Annotated in this window: 21 protein-coding genes; 13 read left to right on the top strand and 8 right to left on the bottom strand. The window is 59.8% G+C overall.

The window, feature by feature from the left end:
- Positions 1 to 2: 2 nt before the first annotated feature.
- Positions 3 to 917, bottom strand: a complete 915-nt coding sequence (locus EDF70_RS27740) for a 2,4-diacetylphloroglucinol hydrolase (RefSeq protein WP_245519403.1) — start codon at positions 915 to 917, stop codon at positions 3 to 5.
- Positions 918 to 1086: 169 nt separating this feature from the next.
- Here EDF70_RS27740 and EDF70_RS27735 point away from each other — a divergent pair, with 169 nt between their 5' ends.
- Entirely contained in the window at positions 1087 to 2031 is a 945-nt protein-coding gene (locus tag EDF70_RS27735) for a LysR family transcriptional regulator (protein ID WP_165932165.1), read from the top strand.
- On the opposite strand, the gene EDF70_RS27730 is transcribed toward EDF70_RS27735, so the two are convergent.
- Positions 2026 to 3180, bottom strand: a complete 1155-nt coding sequence (locus tag EDF70_RS27730; protein ID WP_207908345.1) for an MFS transporter — start codon at positions 3178 to 3180, stop codon at positions 2026 to 2028. The genes EDF70_RS27735 and EDF70_RS27730 overlap by 6 nt on opposite strands.
- Before the next feature lie 99 nt (positions 3181 to 3279).
- Between EDF70_RS27730 and EDF70_RS27725 the strand changes: the two genes are divergently transcribed.
- Positions 3280 to 3864, top strand: a complete 585-nt coding sequence (locus tag EDF70_RS27725) for a TetR/AcrR family transcriptional regulator (RefSeq protein WP_132280886.1) — start codon at positions 3280 to 3282, stop codon at positions 3862 to 3864.
- Positions 3865 to 3994: 130 nt separating this feature from the next.
- Here EDF70_RS27725 and EDF70_RS27720 read toward each other — a convergent pair whose 3' ends face one another.
- The 3 genes from EDF70_RS27720 to EDF70_RS27710 form a co-directional block, all read right to left on the bottom strand.
- The gene (locus EDF70_RS27720) at positions 3995 to 4771 is read right to left on the bottom strand and encodes an L-iditol 2-dehydrogenase (protein WP_132280883.1); all 777 of its coding nucleotides are present in this window, start codon (positions 4769 to 4771) and stop codon (positions 3995 to 3997) included.
- Positions 4772 to 4814: 43 nt separating this feature from the next.
- On the bottom strand, positions 4815 to 5405 hold the full coding sequence (locus EDF70_RS27715; RefSeq protein WP_132280880.1) for a hypothetical protein: 591 nt from the start codon (positions 5403 to 5405) through the stop codon (positions 4815 to 4817).
- A 142-nt stretch (positions 5406 to 5547) separates the two neighbouring features.
- Positions 5548 to 6444, bottom strand: coding sequence for an AraC family transcriptional regulator (locus EDF70_RS27710; RefSeq protein WP_132280877.1), 897 nt, complete (start codon positions 6442 to 6444; stop codon positions 5548 to 5550).
- A 469-nt stretch (positions 6445 to 6913) separates the two neighbouring features.
- Here EDF70_RS27710 and EDF70_RS27705 point away from each other — a divergent pair, with 469 nt between their 5' ends.
- The 3 genes from EDF70_RS27705 to EDF70_RS27695 all read left to right on the top strand — a co-directional run bounded on the left by EDF70_RS27705 (position 6914) and on the right by EDF70_RS27695 (position 9405).
- Positions 6914 to 7681 (top strand): hypothetical protein, encoded by a 768-nt coding sequence (locus EDF70_RS27705; protein WP_132280874.1) that lies wholly within the window; start codon positions 6914 to 6916, stop codon positions 7679 to 7681.
- Positions 7682 to 8210: 529 nt separating this feature from the next.
- Entirely contained in the window at positions 8211 to 9089 is an 879-nt protein-coding gene (locus EDF70_RS27700) for a 3'-5' exonuclease (RefSeq protein WP_245519406.1), read from the top strand.
- Positions 9090 to 9258: 169 nt separating this feature from the next.
- Positions 9259 to 9405, top strand: a complete 147-nt coding sequence (locus EDF70_RS27695; RefSeq protein WP_003551724.1) for a DUF1127 domain-containing protein — start codon at positions 9259 to 9261, stop codon at positions 9403 to 9405.
- A gap of 381 nt (positions 9406 to 9786) precedes the next feature.
- Here EDF70_RS27695 and EDF70_RS27690 read toward each other — a convergent pair whose 3' ends face one another.
- Both EDF70_RS27690 and ligD read right to left on the bottom strand, forming a co-directional pair.
- The gene (locus tag EDF70_RS27690) at positions 9787 to 10560 is read right to left on the bottom strand and encodes an SOS response-associated peptidase (RefSeq protein WP_132280868.1); all 774 of its coding nucleotides are present in this window, start codon (positions 10558 to 10560) and stop codon (positions 9787 to 9789) included.
- 58 nt (positions 10561 to 10618) lie between these two features.
- On the bottom strand, positions 10619 to 11671 hold the full coding sequence (gene ligD, locus EDF70_RS27685; RefSeq protein ID WP_132280865.1) for a non-homologous end-joining DNA ligase: 1053 nt from the start codon (positions 11669 to 11671) through the stop codon (positions 10619 to 10621).
- Between the two features lie 277 nt (positions 11672 to 11948).
- Between ligD and EDF70_RS27680 the strand changes: the two genes are divergently transcribed.
- From EDF70_RS27680 to EDF70_RS27670, 3 genes are read left to right on the top strand one after another with little or no spacing between them, the layout of a single operon-like run.
- Positions 11949 to 12725 (top strand): ImuA family protein, encoded by a 777-nt coding sequence (locus EDF70_RS27680; protein WP_132280862.1) that lies wholly within the window; start codon positions 11949 to 11951, stop codon positions 12723 to 12725.
- A complete protein-coding gene (locus tag EDF70_RS27675; RefSeq protein WP_132280859.1) occupies positions 12646 to 14157 on the top strand; it encodes a DNA polymerase Y family protein in 1512 nt (503 codons plus the stop codon). The genes EDF70_RS27680 and EDF70_RS27675 overlap by 80 nt, the downstream gene beginning before the upstream one ends.
- Positions 14154 to 17411 (top strand): error-prone DNA polymerase, encoded by a 3258-nt coding sequence (locus EDF70_RS27670; protein ID WP_132280856.1) that lies wholly within the window; start codon positions 14154 to 14156, stop codon positions 17409 to 17411. The genes EDF70_RS27675 and EDF70_RS27670 overlap by 4 nt, the downstream gene beginning before the upstream one ends.
- Before the next feature lie 54 nt (positions 17412 to 17465).
- Here the strand turns inward: EDF70_RS27670 and EDF70_RS27665 are convergent, their stop codons facing one another.
- Positions 17466 to 17834 (bottom strand): hypothetical protein, encoded by a 369-nt coding sequence (locus EDF70_RS27665; RefSeq protein WP_132280853.1) that lies wholly within the window; start codon positions 17832 to 17834, stop codon positions 17466 to 17468.
- 671 nt (positions 17835 to 18505) lie between these two features.
- Between EDF70_RS27665 and EDF70_RS27660 the strand changes: the two genes are divergently transcribed.
- The 5 genes from EDF70_RS27660 (at position 18506) to fhuB (ending at position 25098) form a co-directional block, all read left to right on the top strand.
- On the top strand, positions 18506 to 20455 hold the full coding sequence (locus EDF70_RS27660) for a TonB-dependent siderophore receptor (RefSeq protein WP_245519402.1): 1950 nt from the start codon (positions 18506 to 18508) through the stop codon (positions 20453 to 20455).
- A gap of 78 nt (positions 20456 to 20533) precedes the next feature.
- Complete coding sequence (locus EDF70_RS27655; protein WP_132280847.1) at positions 20534 to 21400, top strand: alpha/beta hydrolase-fold protein; 867 nt, start codon at positions 20534 to 20536, stop codon at positions 21398 to 21400.
- A 17-nt stretch (positions 21401 to 21417) separates the two neighbouring features.
- A complete protein-coding gene (locus tag EDF70_RS27650; protein ID WP_132280844.1) occupies positions 21418 to 22230 on the top strand; it encodes an ATP-binding cassette domain-containing protein in 813 nt (270 codons plus the stop codon).
- Between the two features lie 13 nt (positions 22231 to 22243).
- Positions 22244 to 23134, top strand: coding sequence for an iron-siderophore ABC transporter substrate-binding protein (locus EDF70_RS27645; RefSeq protein ID WP_132280841.1), 891 nt, complete (start codon positions 22244 to 22246; stop codon positions 23132 to 23134).
- The gene (fhuB, locus tag EDF70_RS27640) at positions 23134 to 25098 is read left to right on the top strand and encodes a Fe(3+)-hydroxamate ABC transporter permease FhuB (protein WP_207908348.1); all 1965 of its coding nucleotides are present in this window, start codon (positions 23134 to 23136) and stop codon (positions 25096 to 25098) included. The genes EDF70_RS27645 and fhuB overlap by 1 nt, the downstream gene beginning before the upstream one ends.
- Positions 25099 to 25136 lie beyond the last annotated feature (38 nt).

Below are 25136 nucleotides of genomic sequence, written 5' to 3'. Positions count from 1 at the left end.
AGTTATCCCTCGCCGAACTGTGCGAACAGAGCGGGAAGAATACCAGCCAGGTGATTGAACTCGATCATGTCATGAACGGCGAGCTCGTAGGCGGTCATTTCAGCGAGCTGGTCGTTCCAACCGACATGCGCCATCATCGCCGCGGCCTTCTCGGCGCCGGCAAAACGGCGCATCTCCGGGTGCGAGCCGATCCAGTACCGGCTGACCAGTTCCATGCCACCTTCCACATCTCTGGCGATGTGGATCATCATCGAATTGATGACGTCGGGTGCCTGCGCCGGACCGACAATGCCGCTCGCATTTGCGGTAAACCCGGCGCGCTTGAAGGCTGCAGCGTCAAAGCCGAGCTTTGCAGGGTCGGTAAAGCGGATCAACAGCTCCATGGCCTGGGGGCCGACAAGCTCCTTGACGTAGTTCGGATTGTCGTAAAGCCGATCCTCGTAGCTCAGGCTCTTGTTGGCAAGGCGAGCCGGGTCTTTCACGGTATTTTCGATATGGGCATGCGGGAACCAGAGCATGTAACGCTCTTTCTCGATCGGATGCCAGGTGAACCACCACCGGAACATCTCGGCGGTGGCGCGCGGGAAGAACAGGCTATTCTGAACATAGACGGTCGAGCCATCGAGAACGGCATAGCCCTGCTTCGGCGTCTTGTAAGCCGGATCGATCAGCCGGTTCAGATCGGCAACGCTCGGCGTCAGGCAGTCCGGCTTGTCCAAAGGGCCAATCTGCAGAGCGCGAGCATCATTTGTTGGCACGACGAGATGCGGGTTGAAGAATGTTTCGTAGGACTTACCCTTGAGCAACTGGGTGTTGGCGATGAGCTGCTTCTGGGCTGCGACCGGCAGATAGGTAACGGCGCTGTTATCGAGAGCGGACACTGCATCCGCTGCTTCAGTCGGAGATGCTTTGATCATGGTTGCTCCTGCTGCTCCAGCTGCCAGGGCCGGAATGCCCTTGAGAAGATTACGACGTCCGAATGAAGTCATCAGGTTCACTCCTGGATGAATTGCGATGATTGAAATTTACATGTTCATTCGATATCAGTCCAACAAATGACATCTATTTACCAAATCGATGGGACTAATGAGAGACATCGACCTCAACCTTCTGAATAGCCTTCAACGGCTGCTCGCAAACGGGAGCGTCACAAAAGCGGCCGAGGACCAGGGCATCAGCCAGTCAGCAATGAGCTACAATCTTGGGCGGCTGCGCAAAACGATGGGCGACGAACTCTTCACGCGCGATGCCGGTGGCTTGGTCATGACGCCCTATGCGCGCACGTTGATCGAGCCCCTTTCAAGGATCATGACGGAGATTGATCGCCTTGTCAGCCGCTCGGCTGCCTTTGATCCTCACTCGGCAGAGCGTACATTCACCATCGCATTGCCGGATGCTGCCGAAGTTCTCATCATCCCAGAGATTCTCCAACGCATCGGAGAGAGCGCGCCCGGTATCCGACTTGAGCTCAAAAACGTCGATGAAGTGGATGTTCTTCGAGAACTCGACGCGGGCACAATCGATATGGCGGTGGGGATTTTCTCAGAGGGGCAGGTCCATCATAAGAGGAAGCTGCTGCACACTGACGACTATCTCTGCATCTACAATGGCGAGCTGCTGGAGTTCTCCAATCCAATTGGGCTCGACGAATACCTGTCTGCCCGCCATCTGGTACTGTCGAGCAAAGCAGCTGGCCATGATGCTGTTGGTGAACAGCTCGCGATGAGGGAAGCAAAGCGGCGGATCACAATGACGACCAGGCATGTCCTGTCTATACCGTTCATTGTGCTCGCCACACCGGTTGTGGCCACGATCCATGGCGGACTTGCCAGATATTTCGTTCGTCAGCTTGGTCTCCGGGCCTCCCCGCCACCATTCGAAATGCCGTCAGTGCCGATTTCACTGTTATGGCACAGTTCCAACGACGCCGATCCTGCCCATGAGTGGATGCGGCATATGATCCAAACTTCGCTCACGGCTGCAAGAGATGCTGGCAACATGCCGAGAGATCACACGCCGTCGCTCTTATGACCCGGCACGTCCCTCGTCGACGCCAACGGGAGCAGCCCTTGTCCTGACTGCGAAGAGACAAAACGCCATGAACGCGACGAGCGCTGCGACAATAAAAAAGCCGGCCCGCGTAAGAGGAAGCATCTCGATGAAGGCAGACAGAAACTGACCCATGAAAATCGCTACCGACAGGTAGCCGAGAAGCCGGCCCCGCAGGGCAACGGGACTGCGCTCGATGGTCAAGTGGTTGACGAGCGGTATCGAGAAACCAAAGCCGCAACCCACGAGCATGCCGGCCACAACGATGAGTGGAAACGAGCCCGCCGCGAAAAAGATCACGTGTCCCAAGGCATAGGCCGAGAACGCGATCATTAAAGTCCTCATCGAGCCGAGTGCGTCCATAAAACGGGGCATAACGAAAGCCGCGCCGACGGCTACCAGGGAAATAAAGGAAAGAAAGTAACCAATCTTCACTTCGCCCATACCCATATCCGCCAGCTTCTGAGGCAACAGAATGACTGCCGCAAAAAATACGATCATCGAGCATGCTGCTGCAAGATAGACGTCCCACATGGCTGGGGCAGAGTCAGTCGCGCCTGGTTCGACTTTTCCGGATGACGGGGGGCTGTGCGGCACGAAAGTGACAACCATCGCCGCAAAGATCCAGGCGACCAAATACAGCAGGAAAGGATGCTGCCACCCGATCCCCGCAAGCATGCCACCGATGGCAAGAAAGACGACGCCGCCAAGCTCGATCGCCATACCCTGCCGTGAGATCATCTTGAGCCGCGCTTCTCCATCGAAAAATTCGGAAATCAATGTGGTGCCGGCCGACATCACTATCGCTGTCGCGCCGCCCAGCAAAAATCTATCGAGAAGCACCGCTGGATAACCGCGCAACCAGACGGCTGCGTAGCCAAGCAGGCCATAGAGAAGGAGGCCGATCACGAGGGCGCGGCGGCTGCCCAGCCTCTCGATTAGGCGCCCGACCGCCAGGCCGAAGACGGCGACCCCGAGCGACGGCAAAGTAACAAGCCAGCTCGACGCAGGGCCGACACCGAGGGCAGCGGCTATGCTCGGCAGTCCCGGGACAATGACACACCCAACCATGATGGTCAGGCATGCTACAGATAAAAGCGTGAAGGCGCCGATTGGCTTGAGTTGTGCCATGGTTTTCTCCATTGAAGTGAGACGGGCGCATCGTAAGGTTTATTACGAGACGTCAGTCTCAATATATACGAGACTTCGATCTCGCAATAGGAGTTGGGCATGGAAGATACCGTCAAGACGCAGAGCCGGCCGGCGGGGCGACCGCGAGATGAAGAGGCCACACCGGCATTACTCGATGTCACGCGGCGATTGGTTGGCGAGAAAGGGTTTGAGGATGTCACGATCGCTTCGATCGCAGCCGCAGCGGGGGTAGGGCGGCAAACGATTTACCGCCGATGGTCTAGCAAGGCTGAGCTTGTGCTGGACGCTTTTCTCGATAGTGCTTCGCACCAAGAGGTGGTGGCGGATGGCCCAGTTGCACAGGTCCTCGAACGTTTCCTGGTCAATCTGTTCGACAATATTCGCCGCGATGGTCCAGCGATCCGCAACTTAATCGCCTCCGCCCAGACCGACGACAGCTTCCTGCAGATCTTCCGAGAGCGCTTTGTGCTTCCACGGGCTCAGGTAGCGGTGGCCATCATCCAGCGCGGGATTGCGCGCGGTGAATTAAGCAGCGGCATCGATCTCGAAATGATGGTCGATGCTTTACATGGTGTGTTCTGGTACCGACTGCTGCAAGGTCGGCCCCTCGACGAAACAGTGGCTGCTCGGCTCTCGCTGTTCCTGACGGGAGCAAAAAACTGAAAACCGATCAACGAGCTGGTGACAACTTGGCAAGGGTACTGAGCCAGATCGAAGGTCATCGATTATTGCCGACCGTTTGCCGCGGGTGAAGACGCCACGCAATGTGACGTCTCTGCGCCATTCGGTGATTTCAGCTCATCCACTGACCGCCATCGACATTGTAGCACTGGGCAACAACGTAGTCTGAATCCGCCGAAGCGAGGAAAACTGCCATACCGGTCAGGTCCTCAGCTGTTCCCATGCGGCCGTACGGTACAGCTTCTCCGACTTCTTTCTTCTTCTGGCCAGGCGCTTTATTCTCATACTTGGCAAAGAAGGCATCGACGCCATCCCAATGCTCGCCGTCGACAACGCCGGGCGCGATCGCGTTGACGTTGATCTTGTGCTCGATCAGATTCAAAGCCGCAGACTGGGTAAGGCTAATTACCGCAGCCTTCGTCGCGCAATATACTGCGACCAGCGGCTCGCCGCGGCGGCCTGCCTGAGATGCCATATTGATGATCTTGCCGCCTTTGCCTTGCGCAATCATCTGAGCTGCAACGGCCTGCATCGTAAACAGCGGTCCGTAGACGTTGACGTCGAATACACGCCGGTAGTCAGCTTCCGTAATTTCGACAAGCGGAGCAGCGGTGAAAAGCGCCGCGTTGTTGATCAGGATATCGATGCTTCCGAACGCGTCGACGACCTGCCGGACGGCGGCGTCGATGCTCTCCTTCTTCGTCACATCGATCTTGACCGCAATTGCATTTTCACCAAGTTCCTTGGCCGATTGCTCCGCCCGTCCGATATCGATGTCGCAGATCGCGACCCGTGCGCCTTCCCCGATATAGGCCTTGGCGAATGCCAGCCCAATGCCGCGCGCGGCACCAGTGATCATGGCATGCTTTCCCTGCAGTCTTGAAGACATGGTTTCTCTCCCTTTGAAGCTTTTGTTGTTGAGTGGCTGCTAGTCAGAACATTTTTGGAAAATGCTGGACCAGATTTTTCTGCAAGAATCCGTGGATTCTACCGGTTGGTTGATTGCCGTCAAAAACGTCGAGTTCGATCGGGACGCCCATAGCCGTGATCTCACCGACAGCCAGCATGGTTTTGACCAATGCAGGATCTGTGACAGAAACGGACACCAAAATAGGCGGCCATTCAAAAGGGATCGAGCCGGATTTTTTCTGGAGACCGGCGAGCCCCACGAGCCGGTCCAGCAGAACGCCGTCCGCGCCTACGACCGCGATCGCGCCAGGCATCGCTGCGCCATGAAATCCTTCCGACAGAAGGTCTGCTACCGCCTCGCTTTGCTGGCCCGCGCGAAAGATCATTCCAACACAGCAGGAATTGACGCTGCTTTCGAGCTCGAACCAGCGCTGTCCTAGCCTCTTCCGGCCCGCCAACACCAGACAGCTTTCCAGATCAGCATTCGCTTTTTTTACAAAAAATTCGACGCGCTCGACGTCGCCGTGATCCGGTGAAGGATCGGAACCGCGAAGCATCGACGTCATAGCGACGGGCGGTTCAAGCGCGGACGAAGCGGCAAAATCTATTTCCATGGTTCCCTCCCACGAGACGGCAAACAAATACCTCGTTCGCGGATATGGAACTAGCGTTTTAGATAGCCAAAACTAATGATATCATGTCCATTCTGTCCTAAATTACCGCCATGATGACCAAATAGGGACATAAACTCGTCAGTCAAAGGCCTCGGCTTTTGCGGAAGCCTGTCGGCGTCATGCCTCGAGACTTTTTGAAACTCAGATTGAAATTCGAAAGATTGTCGTAACCTGCTTCCGCGGCGATCGTCGTTATCGGTAAGTCTGAGCGGAGCAGGAGCTCGCTTGCTTTTCCCATCCTAAGCTCGATCAGATAGTTGCTGAAGGTGGTTCCGGTATTGCGTTTGAAGAAGCGCGAGAAGGACGTCCCAGTCATCCCGATCAGCGCTGCCGGTTGCTCAATCCTGATATCATTCTGGTAGTTTGCCGAGATCCAAGCAAGCACTTCGCGAACGGTCTGGTTCGTCGATGGGTTCGTATGAAGCGAGAAGCCTTCCGAAGATAAAAGAGCCGTTTCGGCGCTTTTCGACAGGATGGCAAGCAAGGTAAGGAATAGTGACAAGCGCTCGATGCCATCCGCTTTTCCCATTGCCTCCATGATTTCGGCCCCTTGCGTCCTGGCCTCGCCATTGAAGGCAATCCCGCGTCTCGCGCGCAGGAAAAAGGATCGAAGGTCGGTGAGCTCTGGCATGAGATTCGCGGCGGCGAGAATTCTATCCTCGTCGAACTGTACGATGACGTCGCGGTTTTCGATGCGGTCGCGCGGTTTTAGAGGTGTCACCCAATTATGGGGCAACCCGCGGCCGACGATGAACAGATCGCCCGGGTCGAACCCGCCGATGAAATCGCCGATATGGCAGGTTCCGCCGGCGCTTTTGATCAGATGGATCTCGCATTCCGGATGTGCGTTCCACACGCTCCAGGATAATGGATAATCATCCGTTCGCCAGATGAAGCACTCCGTCGCCAGTGGGACGATGGGTTCGTAAACCGGCTGGTGTCGCAACCCATTATCGGACGGCATACGATCGGCGGCCATTGAATCCTAATTCACCTGTTGTCTGATCCGTAATCGAATAAATAAACTGCATTATCTCGAAGTGAAATCTCTGCCTTTAAATATGCTTACAAGGGCACGGGATCCCTGACGGCATATCCAAACGCACAAACGTCACGATGCTGTCGGGGTGTGTAGTAGCTGTCAAGGCACCTGGAAGCGTCCAAAGACCTGATCGAGCGAACTGCGGTCTTGCCCGCTGTCTTCGGTATTGAGCGAAAGGGTGCCCCTAAGAACCGCACTGGGCGCGAAACAGCGAGGCAAGCCCGTGCACCAGTGCTGCCGATACATCTTCAACGTCTTGTCAAACCAAAGAAATTTCTGCAAACTTGATAGGCAGCCGGTTCGGTTCCTTTCAAGGCGGCATGGGGTTTGAGGGGGCGAGTGGTTCGAAATCAAATCGTATCGGGGCAGATGACGGCGGTAAATTATTCCGGCATTATCCTTTCCCATGTTCCGCCCGTCCACGCTCTCCCGCTTTGTGTATTTGTCTCCGGCTCTTCATCAGGATGAACTGGCAGCTAGCCCACTTGCCACCAATGGCATGAAGCTTCTCCGCTATGTCAAGCAAAACGGCGGCATTCCGTTGACGCAATCCTTGGGCGCTTTTCAGAGGAAATGTGTCGAATGGGCCGCACATGAATTTCAGTGGCCCGGGTATGAACCGGAAATCCTCTATTCCGTGAACAAGGTTCTCAACGAACCGGATTTTCCTCCGCTCTCCATCCTGCATTGGGCGCTGCAGGACCTTCGTATTATCCGCCACTACAAGGGTAGGGCCGTGCTCACGAAGCGCGGCAGTTCGATCCTCGGCAATCACGGGGAGCTTCAGGCAGTTCTCGCGGAATGGATGCTGGCCGCTCCGCTGCAGGAGAGTCTATCCCCCGAAGCCGCCGCCCTGTTCTGGGATCTTAGGCATATGCTGGGCGTCGTCTCGACCCGGTTGGGCGACTGGGTGACGCTTGGCGACTTTACCGAATGGGCAGTCCCGGTGGAGCTTTTCCCGGCGAGGGGACCGCTCGGCCCCCGACACGAGGCAGGCTGGTTCATCGCCCATAATCTCGTTCGCCCGCTGACCTGGCTCGGCATACTGGAGAACTCGCCGCAGAACGTGCCAGCCATGTCGGTGATGGACAGGCAATTTCGCAAGACGGTATTGTTCGATAAATTCTTCAGGATTGGCCTTCCGATCGGAGTCGAGGCCGTTATCCTCCACTGATAAGGCCAAGTGCCTGTGGATGCTGCAAATCTGTTTCATCGCGCAGGGCTTGGGACCTCTTTGCCGCCAATTCTGATCATGGAGCTAATGCGGCGCTCTGGGATGTGAGTAGCGGCCCCGCGCGCCGGGGGCTGTCGATCCCGGATCCCGGCGTTGCCGTCGCTGTGCTGACCCTCCTGCGGCAACCCTTTAGACCGGTCTTACGGGAGGCGAACGGCTTTCGCGGTTCCCGCTACAGCTGGTATGCCCTTTCCTGTTTGGGGACGTTTCTGCGCAACGACCCAAGAGCTGTCACTGCGTGAAACTGCGCGACCGTAAACCTTGCTCGACAGATTGGCTGAAATCGCACCTCCGCCAACAAGGTTGATCTGCCGATTGTGCCGTGTTTTGAAGTAAGAGAATTGGCGGTGAGGCTTTGACAACAGGAATGGCGCAACAGTTTGACATGTTTCCGGAGCAGGGTCCGCGCGACGATTTGGTCACGCGTGCCGCCTCCAGATTAGCCAAGCCCGAACAGCCTGCCGTCCCCATGAGTGAAGAGGACATGGTCCGGCATCTCGCTGAGACGGGCCGCTACCGCATCCTTACGAAAATGGTGCCGCCAGCAGTCGCGCCGAACCCGCGTCCGGAGTATCCCCTCAAAGGTATTGTGCTCGACACCGAGACCACCGGCCTCAATGCGCGCAAGGATGAGATCATCGAGATTGGCGTGGTCGCTTTCAGCTTCGATGCGACAGGACGTATCGGTGACGTGACCGGCATCTATGGTGGACTTCAGCAGCCCAGCATTTCCATTCCTTCCGAAATTACCAGGCTCACCGGCATAACCGGCGACATGGTGGTCGGGCAGTCGATCGATACGGCTGCGTTGCAGGCACTGATCGAACCTGCCGATCTGCTGATTGCCCACAATGCGGGTTTCGACCGGCCATTCTGTGAGGCATTTTCTCATCTGTTTTCTGGCAAGGCCTGGGCTTGCTCTAACTCTGAGATCGACTGGTCGTCGCGGGGATATGAGGGCACGAAGCTCGGATACCTGATCGGGCAGGCGGGCTACTTCCATGATGGTCATCGCGCTGTCGATGATTGTTTCGCACTTCTGGAGGTCCTGGCTCGTAAGGTGGACGGCTCTGCTTCCACAGCTTTCGCCGAACTCTATGAAGCAAGCCAGAGATCGCGTGTCCGAATCTTTGCGGAAAACAGTCCCTTCGACATGAAGGATCATCTGAAGGCGCGAGGCTATCGCTGGTCCGACGGAAGCGACGGCCGACCCAAGTCTTGGTGGATCGAGGTTGGTGAAGAAGCGCTCGAGGATGAGCTCCGCTATCTCAGGGCCGAAATCTACCGCTATCCAGACGCCGATCCACCGACTAAACGCCTCACCGCCTTCGACCGGTTCCGGGCCTGATAGCCTCTTTAGCTTAGATCTGATTGAACCTATGCTTTGAGCGCATGGCCGGCCTGAGACCTTGTGCCTTATCGACGGGTGGGCAAGGGTCTATATTCCAGTCATCGAAACGACGTTGGAACCGAAGCAAGGTTGCTGGCGTCAAGAGACCTCACGGAAGGGGATCATCATGAACGTAGCACGCTCTTTCAATAACTGGCGCAAGTATCGTCAGACCGTTACCGAACTCGGCCGGATGAGCTCGCGCGAACTGCAGGACCTCGGTATCAATCGTGCCGACATCCACAGTGTTGCTCGCCAGTCGGTCGCTCGCTAAGCGGCCTGCTCCCAAGCCAACCTGAATGACAATACGCCCGCTGATGATGCGGGCGTTTGCGTTTCTAGCCTGCCGCGAGGCGCTAAGCTGGACATTCTTGAGATCAGTTTGAGGTCGTGCATTTGTGCATGGCTGCGCTGCATCAAAGTCTATTTAATGTGCGGAGGAAATGAGTATCTTGGTTTCATTGAAGCGATGCACCTCCTCCCGCAGAGCTTCGATTTCAGACGACCCACTCCTCCTCCCAAGGGGCGTCTGACGGGACAGCGGCACCCTCCTCCCAGCCGTTTGTTCAACTCTTTCGAAAAGCCTGCCGCACCTCCTCCCGCGGCAGGCTTTTTCGTTTCTGGGGACGAAATCAGGCGGCTTCCACCTCGGGTGCTAGAGCAAACTGCCCTGCGCGAGGGGGTCGCCCTCCTTCGTGACGATCGAGGAACCATAGGGCTCCCGCGACGCGATGATCAGCGCATCATCCGGCAAGGGTCGGGCCAAATCCTTGGCCTCATCCCACGGCGCCTCCATCCAAACCTTTGTCTCCTCTTGGGTCAGCAGCAGGACCGGCATCGCCTTCTCGTGGATCGGGGCAACCAGACCGTTTGGATCGGTGGTCAGGAAGCCATAGAGGTCGTCCGTGGTCAGGCCGTCCTTCACCTTCCGGACGCTCTTCCATTGCGGCACGTGAATGCCGGCAAAGAATATCAGAGATTTCGCCTCGTCGCGTGCGAACCAGGCATTCGGAACCTTGCCGCCCGGCGCCTGGCTTACGGGATCCGGTTCGGCAAAACTTGTGACCGGCACGATGCAGCGATGTTCGACACCAAACCAGCGTTTCCAGTGAGGCAGGGTGAGCTTGCGGACATTGGTGACGCCGCGATCCGGTTCAATCCTGATCAGTTCATCCATATCGACTGGCTTGCCCTTCGCTTTGAGCTTTGCCGCGCGGGCCTCGGCCGCCTTCTTCTGGACGAAGATTGGCGAGGGCAGGCCCCAGCGCGCATGGACGAGCTGCTTGCGTCCGTCATTCGTGTTGCGAACGATCGGCCCCATCTGATCGGGATTCATCTGATAGGCGGGCATGAGGTTGATCAAGCTCTCGGCGTCCTGAGCCCATCTCGAGACCCAGTCCTTGTCTTCCATCCGATAAAGGTTGCACATTCCAGGCTAATCCTCCGCTCGACCATGGAGGGCAGTTTAGCGCATCGATGGCGCTCCGCTAGTCGAGCTGAAACACGTCGGCATTGTCCTGCCGTTCACGCAACCCCTTGTAGGCCGCGTGGCGAAGCTTGCCGTCGGCCGTCCAGGCACGGAACTCGATCTCGGCGATCAGCGTCGGATGCACCCAGACGACGTCGGCTTTTTCGGTATCGGGCACTGGCGGCTGCTTCTGCTTCCACCGTAGCTTTTCGAGCATCTTGCGGAGCTTGATGGCCTCGGCTTCCCTAAAGCCAGTCCCAACGCTGCCGACATCGACGATCTCACCATCGCGGTAGGCGCCCAGAACCAGCGAACCGAAGCCGGCCGGCGACGCTGCCGACGGCTCATAGCCGACGATGAAGAAGGCTTCGCTCTCGACGCACTTCACCTTTACCCAATCGCCGGTGCGGCCTGACCGGTATGGCTGGTCACGATGCTTGCCGACGATGCCTTCCAGTCCTAGGCGGCAGGCATGTTCCAGTAGGACGGCTGGATCAGCATCGAGTGTTTCGGAAAGCCGGATGGCGCCGTCCTGATCCTTCACCGTGTCTTCGAGCAAATGCCGGCGCGATCGATATTCGACTCCGCGCAAATCATGGCCATCGAGATAAAGCAGGTCAAAGGCATAGAGGATGGCATCGGAGGCCTGGTTGCCAGCCCTCTTTCCCGATGCTCCGAGCGATTGCTGCAGCAGCCCGAAATCCGATCGGCCCTCTGCGTCCAGAACTACAGCCTCTCCGTCGATGATCATGGTCGCCGGCCCGAGCGCCCGGGCCGCCTGCTCGATCGCTGGAAAGCGATCGGTCCAGTCATGGCCGCCACGGGTGAGGATCCGCACGCCTTGCGGCTCGATATGCACGGCAAGCCGGTATCCATCCCATTTCACCTCCCAGGACCATTCGGATCCTTGTGGCGGCTTTGCTTTGAGCTGCGCCAATGCCGGCTCGACGCGGTCGGGGATGGGATCGAATGGAAGCTGTGGCTCTGACGGATTGCGCTTCTTGCGCGGCCGCGAGCGGAGCGGGGCCTCGGTATCACGAAGGAGCGGCTTTGATCTCGGGGTCTTCGTCATTCCGACAGTTCAACAAAAAAACCTTAAGGAGATTGTGACGATCCAGGACTTGTCCCCGCTATTCACGCCGCTCGACCAAACGGGCAGAGCAAAAAAAAAATTTTGCAGCGCTACCTCCCTGAATCCACGGGATTTCTAATGTTCAGGATAATATTCCCAACCTTCTGGTTGCTTGACTCTTTGTTTCAGTCGGAACAGAAACAGAACATCCGCATTTTGTCCAGCATGATGCTGGCCCGAAACTCTGCCAACACGTTCCTGAAGGGAGCCGTGAACGATGACTGCTGCCCGCGCCCCAAGGACGTCAGAGGGTGTTTCAGATGTGATCTCTGATCTGCGCGAGCGGATCGCTTCGCTCGAAACCAGCACGGTGAAGAAGGCCGGCTGCCTGGCCTTCGGCGTGCCGGAGATGGATGCAGCTCTACCCGGCGGTGGGCTCAGCTATGGCGCCCTGCACGAGTTTGCCGGTGGCGGAGCAGGCACGGTCGATGGTGCCGCTGCGGCCCTCTTTGCAGCTGGCATCGCAGCCAGAACCAAGGGACCGATCGTCTGGTGCCTGACGCGGCCGGATCTGTTTTTCCCGGCACTGGCGCAGGTCGGTCTCAATTCCGATCGGGTGATTTTTGTGGAATCCGACAAGGACGAGGATGTGCTCGCCAACATGGAGGAGGGGCTGTCCTTCGGCGGTCTTGGTGCGGTCGTCGGCGAGCTTGTCCGCCTGCCGATGGTCGGTTCGCGCCGGCTTCAGCTGGCCGCCGAGCGCACCGGGACGATGGCATTGGCCGTGCGCCGCTGGAGGCGGCAAACGGAAGCCAATGACTTCGGACAGCCGACGGCCTCGACCACACGGTGGCGGGTGAGCGTCATGCCGTCGGAGGATTTGCCGGTTCCGGGGGTGGGGCGGCCAAGATGGTTTGTGGAGTTGATGCGCGTGAAAGCGGGTGGGTGTGCTGAGTTTCTCGTGAGGGCGTGTGATGACAAGGGTCGTCTCGATTTATCTGCCGGATCTGCCGACCGATCGCATTCGCCGGGACGATCCGTCCATTCCGCCTGAACAGGCTATCGCCGTGATCGCCAAAAGCGGCTCGAAACGCTGGGTGTCGGCCGCCGATGCGGCTGCGAAGAAGGCTGGCGTGCGTGTCGGCATACCGGCTGCAAAGGCGCAGGCGCTGTTTCGCGGGCTGATGCTGGTGGACGCAGACCTCAAGACGGACGCCGCGGCACTGGAGCGGATCACGCTTTGGGCGCTGACGCTCTATTCCCCGATCGTTGCCGTCGACGGCGTAGACGGCATTGTCATGGATACCGAAGGCGCCGATCACCTTCAGGGTGGCGAACTGCCGATGGTGACCAAGATCGCCAACCAGTTCCTGGCAAGAAAGCTGACGGCCCGGGTCGCCGTCGCCGACACCTGGGGTGCGGCACACGCATGCGCCCGCGCCATCAGCCGTGAAACTGTCATCGTACCGATCGGTCAGACCGTCCGCGCTGTTGAAAAACTGCCGATCTCGTTGCTGCGACTTGCGCCCAAGATCGTCAGCGACCTCCACACGCTTGGTTTTCAATCCATCGGCCAGCTGGCGAATACCGCGCGCGCACCTTTAAACCTTCGCTTTGGTCCGGAAATCGGCCGCCGTCTCGACCAGATATTTGGACGTGTGTCCGAACCGATCGATCCGATCCGAACCGCCGAATTGATCGAGGTCGCCCGGTCCTTTGCCGAGCCCATCGGTGCTGCCGAAACCATCAACAAATATGTCGGCCGGTTGATCGTCCAACTGATCGAGGAGCTCCAGAAAAAAGGCCTGGGTGTGCGTCGTGCCGATCTGATCGTCGATAAGGTCGATGGCACACGGCAGGCGATCCGTGCCGGCACGGTCAAGCCGGCCCGTGATGTCGCCTGGTTGACCAAGCTGTTTCGTGATCGGACCGAAAAGATCGAGCCGGGCTTTGGCATCGAGAAACTGACCCTGGTTGCTGTGATCGCCGAGCCGCTTGAAGAGACGCAGAAATCGTCTTCGCTGGTGGAGGAGGAAGTCACTGACGTTTCGCCGCTGATCGATATCTATGGAAACCGCGGCCACAAGGTCTATCGCCTCGCGCCCATGGCGTCTGATGTGCCCGAGCGTTCCGTCCAGCGCATCAGTGCTGTTGCCGATCCGATCGCAGTCGCATGGGTCGGACACTGGCGCCGGCCTGTGCGGTTACTGCCGCGGCCGGAACTGATCACCGCCATCGCGCTGATGCCTGACTATCCGCCTGCCTCCATCACCTGGCGTGGCAAACGCCGCAAGGTGATACGCGCCGACGGCCCTGAACGGATTTTTGGCGAGTGGTGGCAGCGTGACAGCGAAATGGAGGCGGTGCGCGATTATTTCGTCATCGAGGACGAGAGCGGCGAACGCCTCTGGGTGTTCCGCTCCGGCGATGGCGTCGATCCCGAAACCGGCGATCATCGCTGGTTCTGCCATGGGATTTTCGCATGAGATATGCTGAACTTCAGTTGACGACGCATTTCTCCTTCCTGCGCGGGGCATCGTCGGCGCAGGAGCTGTTTGAGGCCGCCGCAGCGCTCGGCATCGATGCCGTCGGCGTCGTCGATCGAAATTCGCTCGCCGGTATCATTCGGGCGCTGGAAGCGTCCCGTGGCACGGGACTGCGTCTGGTCGTCGGCTGTCGTCTCGACCTTGCCGACGGCATGTCCATCCTCGTCTATCCGATCGACCGGGCCGCCTATTCCCGGCTGACCCGGCTGATCACGCTGGGAAAATCGCGTGGTGGCAAGAACAACTGCATCCTCCACTGGGATGATGTGGTTGCCTATTCGGAAGGAATGATCGGCATCCTCGTGCCCGACCTTGGCGACGATGTCTGTGCCGTGCGCTTAAGGAAGATGGCCGAGGTGTTTGCCGACCGCGCCTATGTGTCTTTGTGCCTGCGCCGACGGCCAAACGACCAGATGCGGCTCTATGAGATTTCCAATCTGGCGACGCGGTTCAAGGTAAAGACGGTCGTTACCAATGACGTGCTGTTTCATGAGTCGGGTCGGCGACAGCTGCAGGATATCGTCACCTGTATCCGCACCGGCAAAACCATTGACGATGTCGGTTTCGAGCGCGAGCGCCATGCCGACCGCTATCTGAAACCGCCGGAGGAGATGGAACGGCTTTTCCCGCGTTATCCGGAAGCCTTGGCGCGAACCATGGAGATCGTGCATCGGTGCAAGTTCTCGCTCGAGGAGCTGACCTATCAGTACCCGGAGGAAGCGATCGTGCCGGGCATGGATGCCCAGGCATCACTGGAACACTATGTGTGGGAATGCGTGCCGTCCCGTTATCCTGAAGGCCTGCCGCCCGGCGTGCTCAAGACCGTGCGCCACGAGCTCGATCTGATCCGCACGATGAAATACGCCCCCTATTTTTTGACGGTGTTTTCGATAGTGCGATACGCCCGAAGCCAGGGGATCCTGTGCCAGGGCCGCGGTTCGGCGGCCAACAGTGCGGTGTGTTATATTCTCGGCGTCACTTCGATTGATCCGATCAGCGGCAATCTCCTCTTCGAGCGCTTTGTCAGCCAGGAACGCGATGAGCCTCCTGACATCGACGTCGACTTCGAGCATGAACGGCGCGAAGAGGTGATCCAGTGGATTTATCGGACCTACGGCCGCGAGAAGGCAGCACTGTGCGCCACCGTCACCCGGTACCGCGCCAAGGGCGCCATCCGTGACGTCGGCAAGGCGCTTGGTCTGCCGGAGGACGTCATCAAGGCATTGTCATCAGGCATGTGGTCCTGGTCGGAGGAAGTGCCCGACCGCAATATCCGCGAGCTCAATCTCAATCCCGACGACCGTCGTCTCATTCTCACCCTGAAACTTGCCCAGCAATTGATGGGTGCGCCCCGCCATCTCGGCCAGCATCCGGGCGGCTTTGTGCTGACTCATGACCGGCTCGACGATCTGGTGCCGATCGAGCCGGCAAAGATGAAAGACCGGCAGATCATCGAATGGGATAAGGATGATGTCGAAGCCCTGAAGTTCATGAAGGTCGATATTCTGGCGCTCGGCATGCTGACCTGCATGGCAAAGGCTTTCGAACTCATCCGCGAGCACAAGGACCGCGATCTCGACCTTTCGAAGATCGAGCAGGAGGATCAGGCGACCTATGCCATGATCCGCAGGGCCGACACGCTCGGCACATTTCAGATCGAAAGCCGGGCGCAAATGGCCATGCTGCCGCGCCTGAAGCCGCGGACGTTTTACGACCTCGTCGTCCAGGTCGCGATCGTCCGACCGGGCCCGATTCAAGGAGATATGGTGCATCCCTATCTGCGCCGGCGCGAGGGCAAAGAGGATGTCGTCTATCCGACACCCGAGCTGGAGGCGGTTCTCGGCAAGACGCTCGGCGTGCCTTTGTTTCAGGAAAGCGCGATGCGGGTGGCGATGGTCTGTGCCGGCTTCACCGGCGGCGAGGCCGACCAATTGCGCAAGTCGATGGCGACCTTCAAGTTCACCGGCGGCGTCAGCAAGTTCAAGGACAAGCTGGTCTCCGGGATGGTCAGGAATGGCTATACGTCCGAATTCGCGGAGAAGACGTTTTCGCAGCTGGAAGGGTTTGGTTCCTACGGTTTTCCGGAAAGCCATGCGGCATCCTTTGCACTGATCGCCTATGCGTCGAACTTCATCAAATGCCACTATCCGGAAGCCTTTTGTGCGGCCCTGATCAACTCCCAGCCCATGGGCTTTTATGCGCCAGCCCAGATCGTCGGCGATGCCCGCGCCCATGGCGTCGAGGTCCGACCCGTCTGTATCAACCGATCCCGGTGGGATTGCACGCTTGAGCGCATCGGCAACACCGAGCGGTATGCCGTTCGCCTCGGTTTTCGGCGGGTGAAGGGGCTGGCGATCGCCGATGCGGCTCGCATCGCTGCGGCGCGCATGAACAGCGACTTTGTTTCCGTCGATGACATGTGGCGGCGCTCCAGCGTGCCGACCGAAGCGCTCGTCCAACTCGCAAAAGCGGACGCATACCGGCCGTCCCTGAAGCTCGAGCGTCGTGACGCCCTCTGGGCGATCAAGGCACTGCGTGATGAACCATTACCGCTGTTTGCCGCGGCGGCTGAGCGCGAGATGGCGACGATCGCCGAGCAGAATGAGCCCGAGGTTGCCCTTCGGCAGATGACCGAGGGCCACAATGTTATCGAGGATTATGGCTACACAGGTCTGACATTGCGGCAGCATCCGATCGCGTTTTTGCGCAAGGATCTCGCTTCTCGCAACATCATTACCTGCGCCGCAGCGATGAACGCCCGCGATGGCCGTTCGGTCTACACCGCCGGCCTCGTCCTGGTACGGCAGAAGCCAGGATCTGCCAAAGGCGTGATGTTCATCACCATCGAGGACGAGACCGGCCCCGCCAATATCGTCGTCTGGCCATCGCTGTTCGAGAAACGCCGTCGCATCGTGCTCGGCTCCAGCATGATGGCAATCAATGGCCGCATCCAACGCGAAGGCGAGGTCGTGCATCTGGTCGCCCAGCAGCTGTTCGACTTGACCTCTGACCTGTCAGGTTTGGCGGATCGGGACGCCGAGTTCAAGATGCCGGCCGGCAGGGGAGACGAGTTCGCCCATGGTGGTGGGCCGGATCCACGCGACAAGCCCAAGCCCGTTGTGACCCCGCGCGACATGTTCGTGCGCGATCTTCATATTGATACGTTGAAGGTGAAGGCACGGAATTTTCATTAGCGCGGGCACCTTCCTGTCCGCTCCGCCGTTCGAACATCTCAATCATGTCTTCCTTCACGGCATGCTCCAGGGATGTCTTTGCCCGAAAAGAGTGACGGCTTTCTGATCAGCTTCCGGAGGCTCGAATCCTGACAGTGTAATGCCCAGCATCTGAAATATGAGAAAGCCGTTTCGCTCCTTTGCGGCATTGTCACGCCTTCGCAGGGCGGCGACGACATCGGGCTCCTTCGAGGTCATCAGATCGAGACCGTCGAGAACCAGGCCGCCGGAGACCTCCGGGAGAAGATTGATCTCGATCAGGGCGTCGTCAACGAAGACCAGTGCGGGAAATATCTGTCCATATTCTAGTCGCAACCTGCCAGTCCGGGTGTTCTTGACCGATCGGGGCGCGCCCATCACGGCCTCGACGTCTTCTCGGCTCATGCCGAACTTCAGCTCGGAAAGCCCAACTCTGGGCGTAATCAGCCATGGCAATACGGGTTCTCCTTCACAGTGGATTCACTTCAGGCTTCCCGGTGAACGTCGGCGAGTTCACATCTCTCGACACCCGGTGGAATTCGAGCATACGCTAGATGACCGAGAAAATGCAGTTTTTCCTTCATTTTCAATGAAGAGCCGAATGAAGCGAAGGGTCGCGGGTTCGATATGTTTCAAGGCGCTGGGAGCTGTCTAGATATCCATAATTAAGCTCGGAGGCTGCACGAGGTAGTCGACCGTCAGTGAAGCTGCGGTTTCCAGTAGGTCCGTTGCAATATTGACAGCCAACACGCAAAAATATGAATATTTTGCTCATCATTCTTGATTGCCTGCGATCCTGTTTCTATAGGTGCCGCCGGCGGGCCGCGTCATCCAATGCTGTCCTTCGCAGCCCACGCATTTTCAGTTTGCCAACAAAGGATTAGGCAATGGCGTTCTTGTTCAGTCGGCATCCTTTTAGCCGAATACTCCAACTTTCCACTGCCGTGTTAGGCTCAGTGGTTGTATGCACGCCGAGCGCGGCTCTCGCGCAAGATGCGTCGGGGGCCACAACGCTTGATCCGATCGTCATTTCAGGCTCCGGTGCTCAATCGATCAGTGAGGATAACGATACGATCGTGCCGACGCGTGCGATCTCAGCCTTGAAGACTGATACGCCGCTGGTCGAGACGCCGCGATCCATCTCCGTCGTGACCCGCGAGGAAATCGAACAACGCGGTGCAACCGATCTGATCCAGGCAACGCGTTACAGCTCCGGCGTAAACACCGGCGGATTCGGTTTCGACCCGCGGTTCGATCAGATCTACATTCGCGGCATCGAGACGACGACGAGCGGCGATTTTCGCGACGGCCTGCGCCAGCCGGTGATGACCTACGGCACGTTCACGACCGAAATCTATACGCTCGACCGTGTCGAAGTGCTCAAGGGACCGGTATCGGTCATGTACGGGGCGGCGAGCGCTGCCGGCATCGTCAACAAGATCTCCAAGATGCCTCTGAATGAAACCCATCGCGAGGTCGAACTGCAGTACGGCACCGTCGGCCGCAAACAGGCCGCATTCGATTTCGGCGGCCCGGTCGGCCAGCGCGACGAGATGTACTACCGCGTCGTCGGCCTGGTTCGCGAGGGGGAAACCAATTACGACAACCAAGACGACCGCTACCTGCTGCAGCCCTCTTTCACCTGGGAGCCGACTGACAACACAAAGCTGACGGTCTACGGCCTGGCGCAGAAGAGCGAGGGCGAATCCAGCGCCTGGACCTTCGACAACGGCAGCGAGATCACCCGAGTCAGCGACCCGGACTACGACTACCAAAAGGTGCGCCAGTACCAGCTGGGCTACCAGCTCGAGCACGAGTTCGACAACGGCTTGACCTTCCGGCAAAACGCGCGCGTGAGCGACCTCGATCTCAAGTCGCGCTACGTCGACCGGACAACCCTCTATGCACCCGTACTGGGCGGGCCGGCCGATAGCTGGTCGACCGCCGCGGTGACCGACGACGTACGCGCCTTTCAGATCGACAACCAGCTCCAGGCGAAATTCGACACGGGCGCCGTCGCCCATACCGTTCTCGCCGGTCTGGATTATACCGGCGTCAACTCGGATTTCGCTGATGGGTATGGCTATACGCTACCTTCCGACATCGGTAGCGCACCGTCACCGGCGCTTACGGGCTTCACCGGCAACGATCTGCGCCAGACCGGACTGTATGCGCAGGAACAGGCAGAGATCGGCAACTGGCGCTTCGTCGGCGGCCTGCGTTACGACTGGCTGCACCAGGAAACGACCGACAAGGTTGCCGGGACCGGCGCCGAGAAGGACGACGGCGCACTGTCGGGCCAGGTCGGTCTCCTCTATCTCTTCGATAACGGCCTTGCCCCTTACGTAAGCTATGGGACGTCCTTCGTGCCGTCGACCGAGCGCTCGGCAGGCCTCGGCGTGCTCGATCCGACCGACGGCCGGCAGGTCGAAGCCGGCATCAAGTATCAGCCGGACGGCGAGAATTTCTCCCTGAGCACTGCGGTCTATCGGCTTGTCGAAACCGGCAAGCCGCAATATGCAGGCGCTTCCGGGCCGGTCTATATCTATGAGAACTCGGGCGAGAATACCTTCACCGGCTTCGAGGCCGAAGCCCGCAAGACCTTCGACAACGGCATCAGCCTGATCGCCGCCTACACCTATACCCACGGGGAGATCACCGGTAATCTCGACGGCTCGATCATCGGCAACACGCCGACCACGACGCCCCGCCATGTGGCGTCGCTGTGGCTGAACTACACGGCACCCGAAGAGACCGCCATCGGCGGCCTCAGCATCGGTGGCGGTGTGCGGGCGATGAGCAAGTCCTATACCGACGACTACAACACCGCCAAGAATGCCGGCGTTGCCTATCTCGACGCATCGCTCTCCTACGATTTCGGCGCAAAGTCGCAGGATCTGAAGGGGCTTTCGCTCGCCGTCAGCGCGACGAACCTTGCCAACCGCGAAGAGCAGGTCTGCAACGGCGGCTATTGCTACTTCGGCCAGGGCCGCACTGTGGTCGGTTCGCTGAAGTACAAATGGTGACAGGCTGCAGCCACGATGGTTCAACCCCTCCCGAGGTCAAAGGAGCCTCGGAAGTTTCCGGACTTCCGCGAGATGCGCATGACTGAACAGGCATATTTTCTGCCCGGCACCACTTATTTCGACCTGGCGCCGGCGGCAGGCGGCGAGCCCTATCGCATCTTTCTGTTCAGGCCGGCAGGAGAGGCGCCAGCCGGCGGATGGCCGCTGCTGGTGATGACCGATGGCAACGCGACCTTTCCCTTCGCCTTCGCAAGTCTGGTGACGCAGGCGCCTTACCCGACCGGAACTGGTGTTGAGTGGGGCGTCATCGCGGCGATCGGCTATCCGACAGACGAGCCCTATGACGCCATGCGCCGGGCGTGGGACCTGGGGCCGCCGCCGGTCAAATCCTATCCGCCCTATGTCGAGGGCGAGCCGCCCGTCAAGATCGGCGGGACGGGTGAGCTGCTCGACTTCATCGACAGGGAATTGCTGCCTCGGCTGGCCGACATGGCGCCGCTCGATGCGACGCGACGATCGCTCTTCGGCCATTCATTCGGCGGCCTGTTCGCGCTCTACGGGCTGTTCGAGCGGCCGGACCTCTTTGCCAACTGGATCGCGGCAAGCCCGACCATCTTCTGGGAAGGCAGCGAGATCCTCAACAACGAGGCGCGCCGGCAAACAGTAGCCGGCAACGAGGTTTTCCTGCATCTTTCGGCCGGGGAATACGAGGGGGAGGAACTAGCTCCTTTCCAGTCCGGCAACGAGGATGCCGCATCCAGGCTGGAGAACAAGAAAACCGAAAGGACCGTCGCGCTGGCTCAGGAAATGGCCGATCGGCTGGATGGCATGCAGGACGGCATTCGCACGCAGTTCGAGCTTTTTGCCGGGCAGACCCACATGTCCGTCCTTGGACCCGCCGTCAACCGCGCCGTAAGCATTGCGTTTCGGCGGCACATTTCGTGACAAGAGGAGCAGGCGACATGGCCATGGCAGAGCGCGCGCAGGACGCACCCGATACGACAAAAGCCTTTGCCGTCGACCGGATCGGTCTGGCGATCGAGGGAAACGCCATCCTGTCAGACGTCAGCCTCGATTTCCCGGCGGGCGAGGTGGTGGCCCTCGTCGGCCACAACGGTTCGGGCAAATCCAGCCTCCTGAAGATCCTGGCGCGGCAGCTGACGCCCACCACCGGATCTGCCGCCTACGGCGGCCGCGATCTCCGGCACTATCACGGCCGCGACTTCCCGCGGTCTGTCGCCTACCTGCCGCAGGATCTGGGCACCGGATCGGACATGACGATCCGCGAACTGGTCGCATGCGGACGCTACCCTTGGCACGGCGCGCTCGGACAATTCTCCGCCGTAGACCGCGAAAAGGTCGAGGCGGCGATCGCTGCCACGCATATCGAGGCATTTGCCGATCGCACGGTGGGCACGCTGTCCGGTGGCGAGCGGCAGCGGGCCTGGATCGCCATGCTGATCGCGCAGGACGCCCGCTGCCTGCTGCTCGACGAGCCGACAGCTGCGCTCGACATCGCGCATCAGGTCGACGTGCTGTCGCTGGTGCGCAAACTCGCGCATGAGGGCGGGCGCAGCGTTGTCATCGTGCTGCACGACATCAACATGGCTGCACGCTTCTGCGACCGCATCCATGCGCTCAAAGGCGGGCGGGTGGTCGCCAGCGGAACACCCGCTGAGATTCTGGTACCGGAAACGCTTCATGCCATCTACGGGATCGAGATGGAGGTCATCTCCGTTCCGAACCTGTCAAATCCGCTTGCCTATCCCTGCTAAGGTCCGCACCTAGATGAAGATTTCAAGGCGCTCGTTTACGCTCTTGGCCGCGGCGGCGGCCGGCACCGTGTCGATGCCGGGGCCACTGCTGGCCGAGGCTGCCGGCCAGAGGATCGTCAGCCTCGATTATGGGCTAGCGTCGACGCTGCTGTCGCTCGGGGTCCAGCCTGTCGGGATATCCGAGCTTGCCGACTGGAACAAATGGGTCGTTGAGCCTCATCTGCCGAGTTCGGTCGTCGATCTCGGCAGTTCCTATGAGGTCGACCTGGAAATCCTCATCCAGCTGAAGCCGGACATCATCCTGACGACGCCCTATCTCGACGAGCTTCTGCCGAGGCTTCGACCGATCGCAAAAGTCCTGCGGCTGGAAGTCTTCACGCCAGACGGCGGGCCCGTGCTCGAGGCCGCGACCGCGGCGACGCGCACGCTGGCAACTGGGATCGGCCGTGAACAGCAGGCCGATCAATTCCTGAGACGGTCCGACGTCTTCTTCGAGGGATGCCGCGAACGGCTGGCGGGCAAGGCCATTCCGCCGGTGGCGCTGGTGACCTTCATGGATGCCCGCCACGCCCGTATCTATTCCGCTCCCGGCCTGTTTCACAACGCGCTTGAGCGCATAGGTGTGCGCAACGCCTGGACGCGGCAATCGAATTTCTGGGGCTTCGAGACGATCGGGATCGAGGAGCTGTCGAGCATCGGCGATCCGGACGCGCGCCTGATCGCCTTCGATCCGGTGCCGCCCGGCGTGTTGTCGAAACTGGCGGAAAGTGCGCTGTGGCAAATGCTGCCGTTTTCCCGGCCCGGCCAGCTCTCGGTCGTTCCGCCGGCACTGATGTTCGGCATGGTCAACGAGGCGATGCGGTTTGCGGGCTTGGTGACCAACGTTCTGGACCAAGACGCATGATCGCTCTCCGTCATGATAATCTCGGACCTGGCCTCGTCGTCTTCCTGCTGCTGTGCGGCGGCTGCGTGGCATCATGGTTTCTTATTCAGCCGACACTCTGGGGAACAGTGGAGCCAGGCTACGACATCGAGCGGATGGTACTCTACTATTCGACCTTGCCGCGGCTGGCCACGGCGCTGCTCGCCGGCGCGGCGCTGGCCCTGTCGGGTGCGCTGTTCCAGCAGGTGCTGCGAAACCCGCTGGCCGACCCGACGACGCTCGGCGTGTCAGCGGGCGCCAATCTCGCGCTGGTCGTGGTCTCGCTCTTCATGCCGGGGCTCCTAGGTGCCGGCCGCGATCTGGTTGCGCTGCTGGGGAGTGCGGCGGCTGCCGCCATCGTCGTCGGCTTCGGCGCGCGGCGCGGATTCTCGCCCTATTCCCTCGTGCTGTCAGGCTTGGTGGTGAGCCTCTGGTGCGGCGGACTATCGGCCATCCTGACCTATCTCAACCAGCGGTACCTCGCGAGCCTGTTCATCTGGGGCGCAGGCTCGCTGGCGCAGCAGAGCTGGGTCATTCCGCTCTCGCTTGCCTGGAAGATCGCCGGCGTCGCCATCGTCTGCGCCCTTGTGATCAGGCCGCTGTCCCTGCTCGACCTTGGGGAAAGCAGTTCATCCTCGCTCGGGGTTAAGCTGGCGCGGCTTCGCATCCTCGTCGTCGGCTGTGCGGTGACGCTTGCCGCGTTCGTCACCAGCGCCGTCGGCGTCATAGGCTTCATCGGGCTGGTCGCGCCGACCCTGGCGCGGCTTTCCGGCGCACGCCGGCCGGTCCAGATGATCGTCTGGTCACCACTGATCGGTGCTGCACTTCTCTTCCTCACCGACTCCGTGCTGCAACTCCTGGCGGGCGGCCTTGGCGATTTCCTGCCGACCGGCGCCGTGACCGCCATCTTCGGATCGCCCCTGCTCCTGGCGCTGCTTCCGTGGCTGAAGGTGCGTCACCGAATCCAGCAGGCGGTGGTCAGGCAACGCCAGCGGCGCTGGAGCACGCGCGTTCCAGCAACGGTTGCCCTCGCGGGTATGTTGGTCATCGTGGCGCTCAGCCTTTTCGTCGGGCGTGGGCCCGGGGGAGGCTGGACCGTCCTGTCCGGCGAATTCCTCCACGACATCCTCGCGATCCGCGCACCGAAGGTATTTGCGGCGCTCGGGTCCGGGGCGATGCTGGGCGTTGCCGGGTCGATCCTGCAGAGATTGACAGGCAACGAGATGGCAAGCCCCGAGGTGCTGGGGATCAGCGCCGGCGCGACCTTCGGCGTTGCGATCGCGCTGTTTGCCGTCGCGCCGGGTTTTGCCGGACAGTTCGCCTTTGCCGTCACCGGCGCCATCATGGTCCTCGCCGTCATTCTCCTGAGTTCCAGGCGGTCCAACTTCGCCCCGGAACGGGTCCTGCTTGCCGGCATCGCGCTCAGTGCGATGGTCGATGCGGTGGTCGGCGTGCTGAGCTCAACCGGGGATCCGCGGGCGGTGCTTCTGATGCGCTGGATGAGCGGCTCCACCTACCTGGTGGACGGCACGACAGCGTCTGTTGAGGTGGCGATCGGAGCCGTGCTGATCGCGCTTGCCCTGGCTGCACGTCGTTGGCTGGACATCCTGCCGCTCGGGGCCGCGCCGTCATCGGCGGTGGGTATCCCGCTGGCGTGTTCGAGGCTGGCGCTCTTCGGCCTTGCCGGACTGATGACCGCAGCGGCGACTCTGACGGTCGGGCCGCTCTCCTTCGTCGGCCTTATGGGGCCGCATTTGGCACGGGAGGCGGGCCTGACGCGCGCCCTGCCGCAGATGGTGGGCGCCGCGCTGATCGGTGGCGGGCTGATGGTTCTTGCTGATCTGATCGGTCGCACGGCCGTAGCACCCTACCAAATCCCGGCTGGGCTCGTCTCAGCCCTCATAGGTGCTCCGTTCTTGATGATTTTGCTGAGTAGAAGACAGTAGATTTTCTCGTGGCGTGATGCGGGTCGTAGGTTCGAACC

The sequence above is a fragment of the Neorhizobium sp. JUb45 genome, from assembly GCF_004343585.1.
In the GTDB taxonomy this organism is placed as follows: Bacteria; Pseudomonadota; Alphaproteobacteria; order Rhizobiales; family Rhizobiaceae; genus Neorhizobium.
This window is presented reverse-complemented; position numbering and strand designations above follow the sequence as displayed.

Coding starts and splice junctions, on each gene's coding strand:
- EDF70_RS27740 (WP_245519403.1), bottom strand. CDS start 917: ATGATCAAAGCATCTCCGACTGAAGCAGCGGATGCAGTGTCCGCTCTC.
- EDF70_RS27735 (WP_165932165.1), top strand. CDS start 1,087: ATGAGAGACATCGACCTCAACCTTCTGAATAGCCTTCAACGGCTGCTC.
- EDF70_RS27730 (WP_207908345.1), bottom strand. CDS start 3,180: ATGGCACAACTCAAGCCAATCGGCGCCTTCACGCTTTTATCTGTAGCA.
- EDF70_RS27725 (WP_132280886.1), top strand. CDS start 3,280: ATGGAAGATACCGTCAAGACGCAGAGCCGGCCGGCGGGGCGACCGCGA.
- EDF70_RS27720 (WP_132280883.1), bottom strand. CDS start 4,771: ATGTCTTCAAGACTGCAGGGAAAGCATGCCATGATCACTGGTGCCGCG.
- EDF70_RS27715 (WP_132280880.1), bottom strand. CDS start 5,405: ATGGAAATAGATTTTGCCGCTTCGTCCGCGCTTGAACCGCCCGTCGCT.
- EDF70_RS27710 (WP_132280877.1), bottom strand. CDS start 6,444: ATGGCCGCCGATCGTATGCCGTCCGATAATGGGTTGCGACACCAGCCG.
- EDF70_RS27705 (WP_132280874.1), top strand. CDS start 6,914: ATGTTCCGCCCGTCCACGCTCTCCCGCTTTGTGTATTTGTCTCCGGCT.
- EDF70_RS27700 (WP_245519406.1), top strand. CDS start 8,211: ATGAGTGAAGAGGACATGGTCCGGCATCTCGCTGAGACGGGCCGCTAC.
- EDF70_RS27695 (WP_003551724.1), top strand. CDS start 9,259: ATGAACGTAGCACGCTCTTTCAATAACTGGCGCAAGTATCGTCAGACC.
- EDF70_RS27690 (WP_132280868.1), bottom strand. CDS start 10,560: ATGTGCAACCTTTATCGGATGGAAGACAAGGACTGGGTCTCGAGATGG.
- ligD (WP_132280865.1), bottom strand. CDS start 11,671: ATGACGAAGACCCCGAGATCAAAGCCGCTCCTTCGTGATACCGAGGCC.
- EDF70_RS27680 (WP_132280862.1), top strand. CDS start 11,949: ATGACTGCTGCCCGCGCCCCAAGGACGTCAGAGGGTGTTTCAGATGTG.
- EDF70_RS27675 (WP_132280859.1), top strand. CDS start 12,646: ATGACAAGGGTCGTCTCGATTTATCTGCCGGATCTGCCGACCGATCGC.
- EDF70_RS27670 (WP_132280856.1), top strand. CDS start 14,154: ATGAGATATGCTGAACTTCAGTTGACGACGCATTTCTCCTTCCTGCGC.
- EDF70_RS27665 (WP_132280853.1), bottom strand. CDS start 17,834: ATGAGCCGAGAAGACGTCGAGGCCGTGATGGGCGCGCCCCGATCGGTC.
- EDF70_RS27655 (WP_132280847.1), top strand. CDS start 20,534: ATGACTGAACAGGCATATTTTCTGCCCGGCACCACTTATTTCGACCTG.
- EDF70_RS27650 (WP_132280844.1), top strand. CDS start 21,418: ATGGCCATGGCAGAGCGCGCGCAGGACGCACCCGATACGACAAAAGCC.
- EDF70_RS27645 (WP_132280841.1), top strand. CDS start 22,244: ATGAAGATTTCAAGGCGCTCGTTTACGCTCTTGGCCGCGGCGGCGGCC.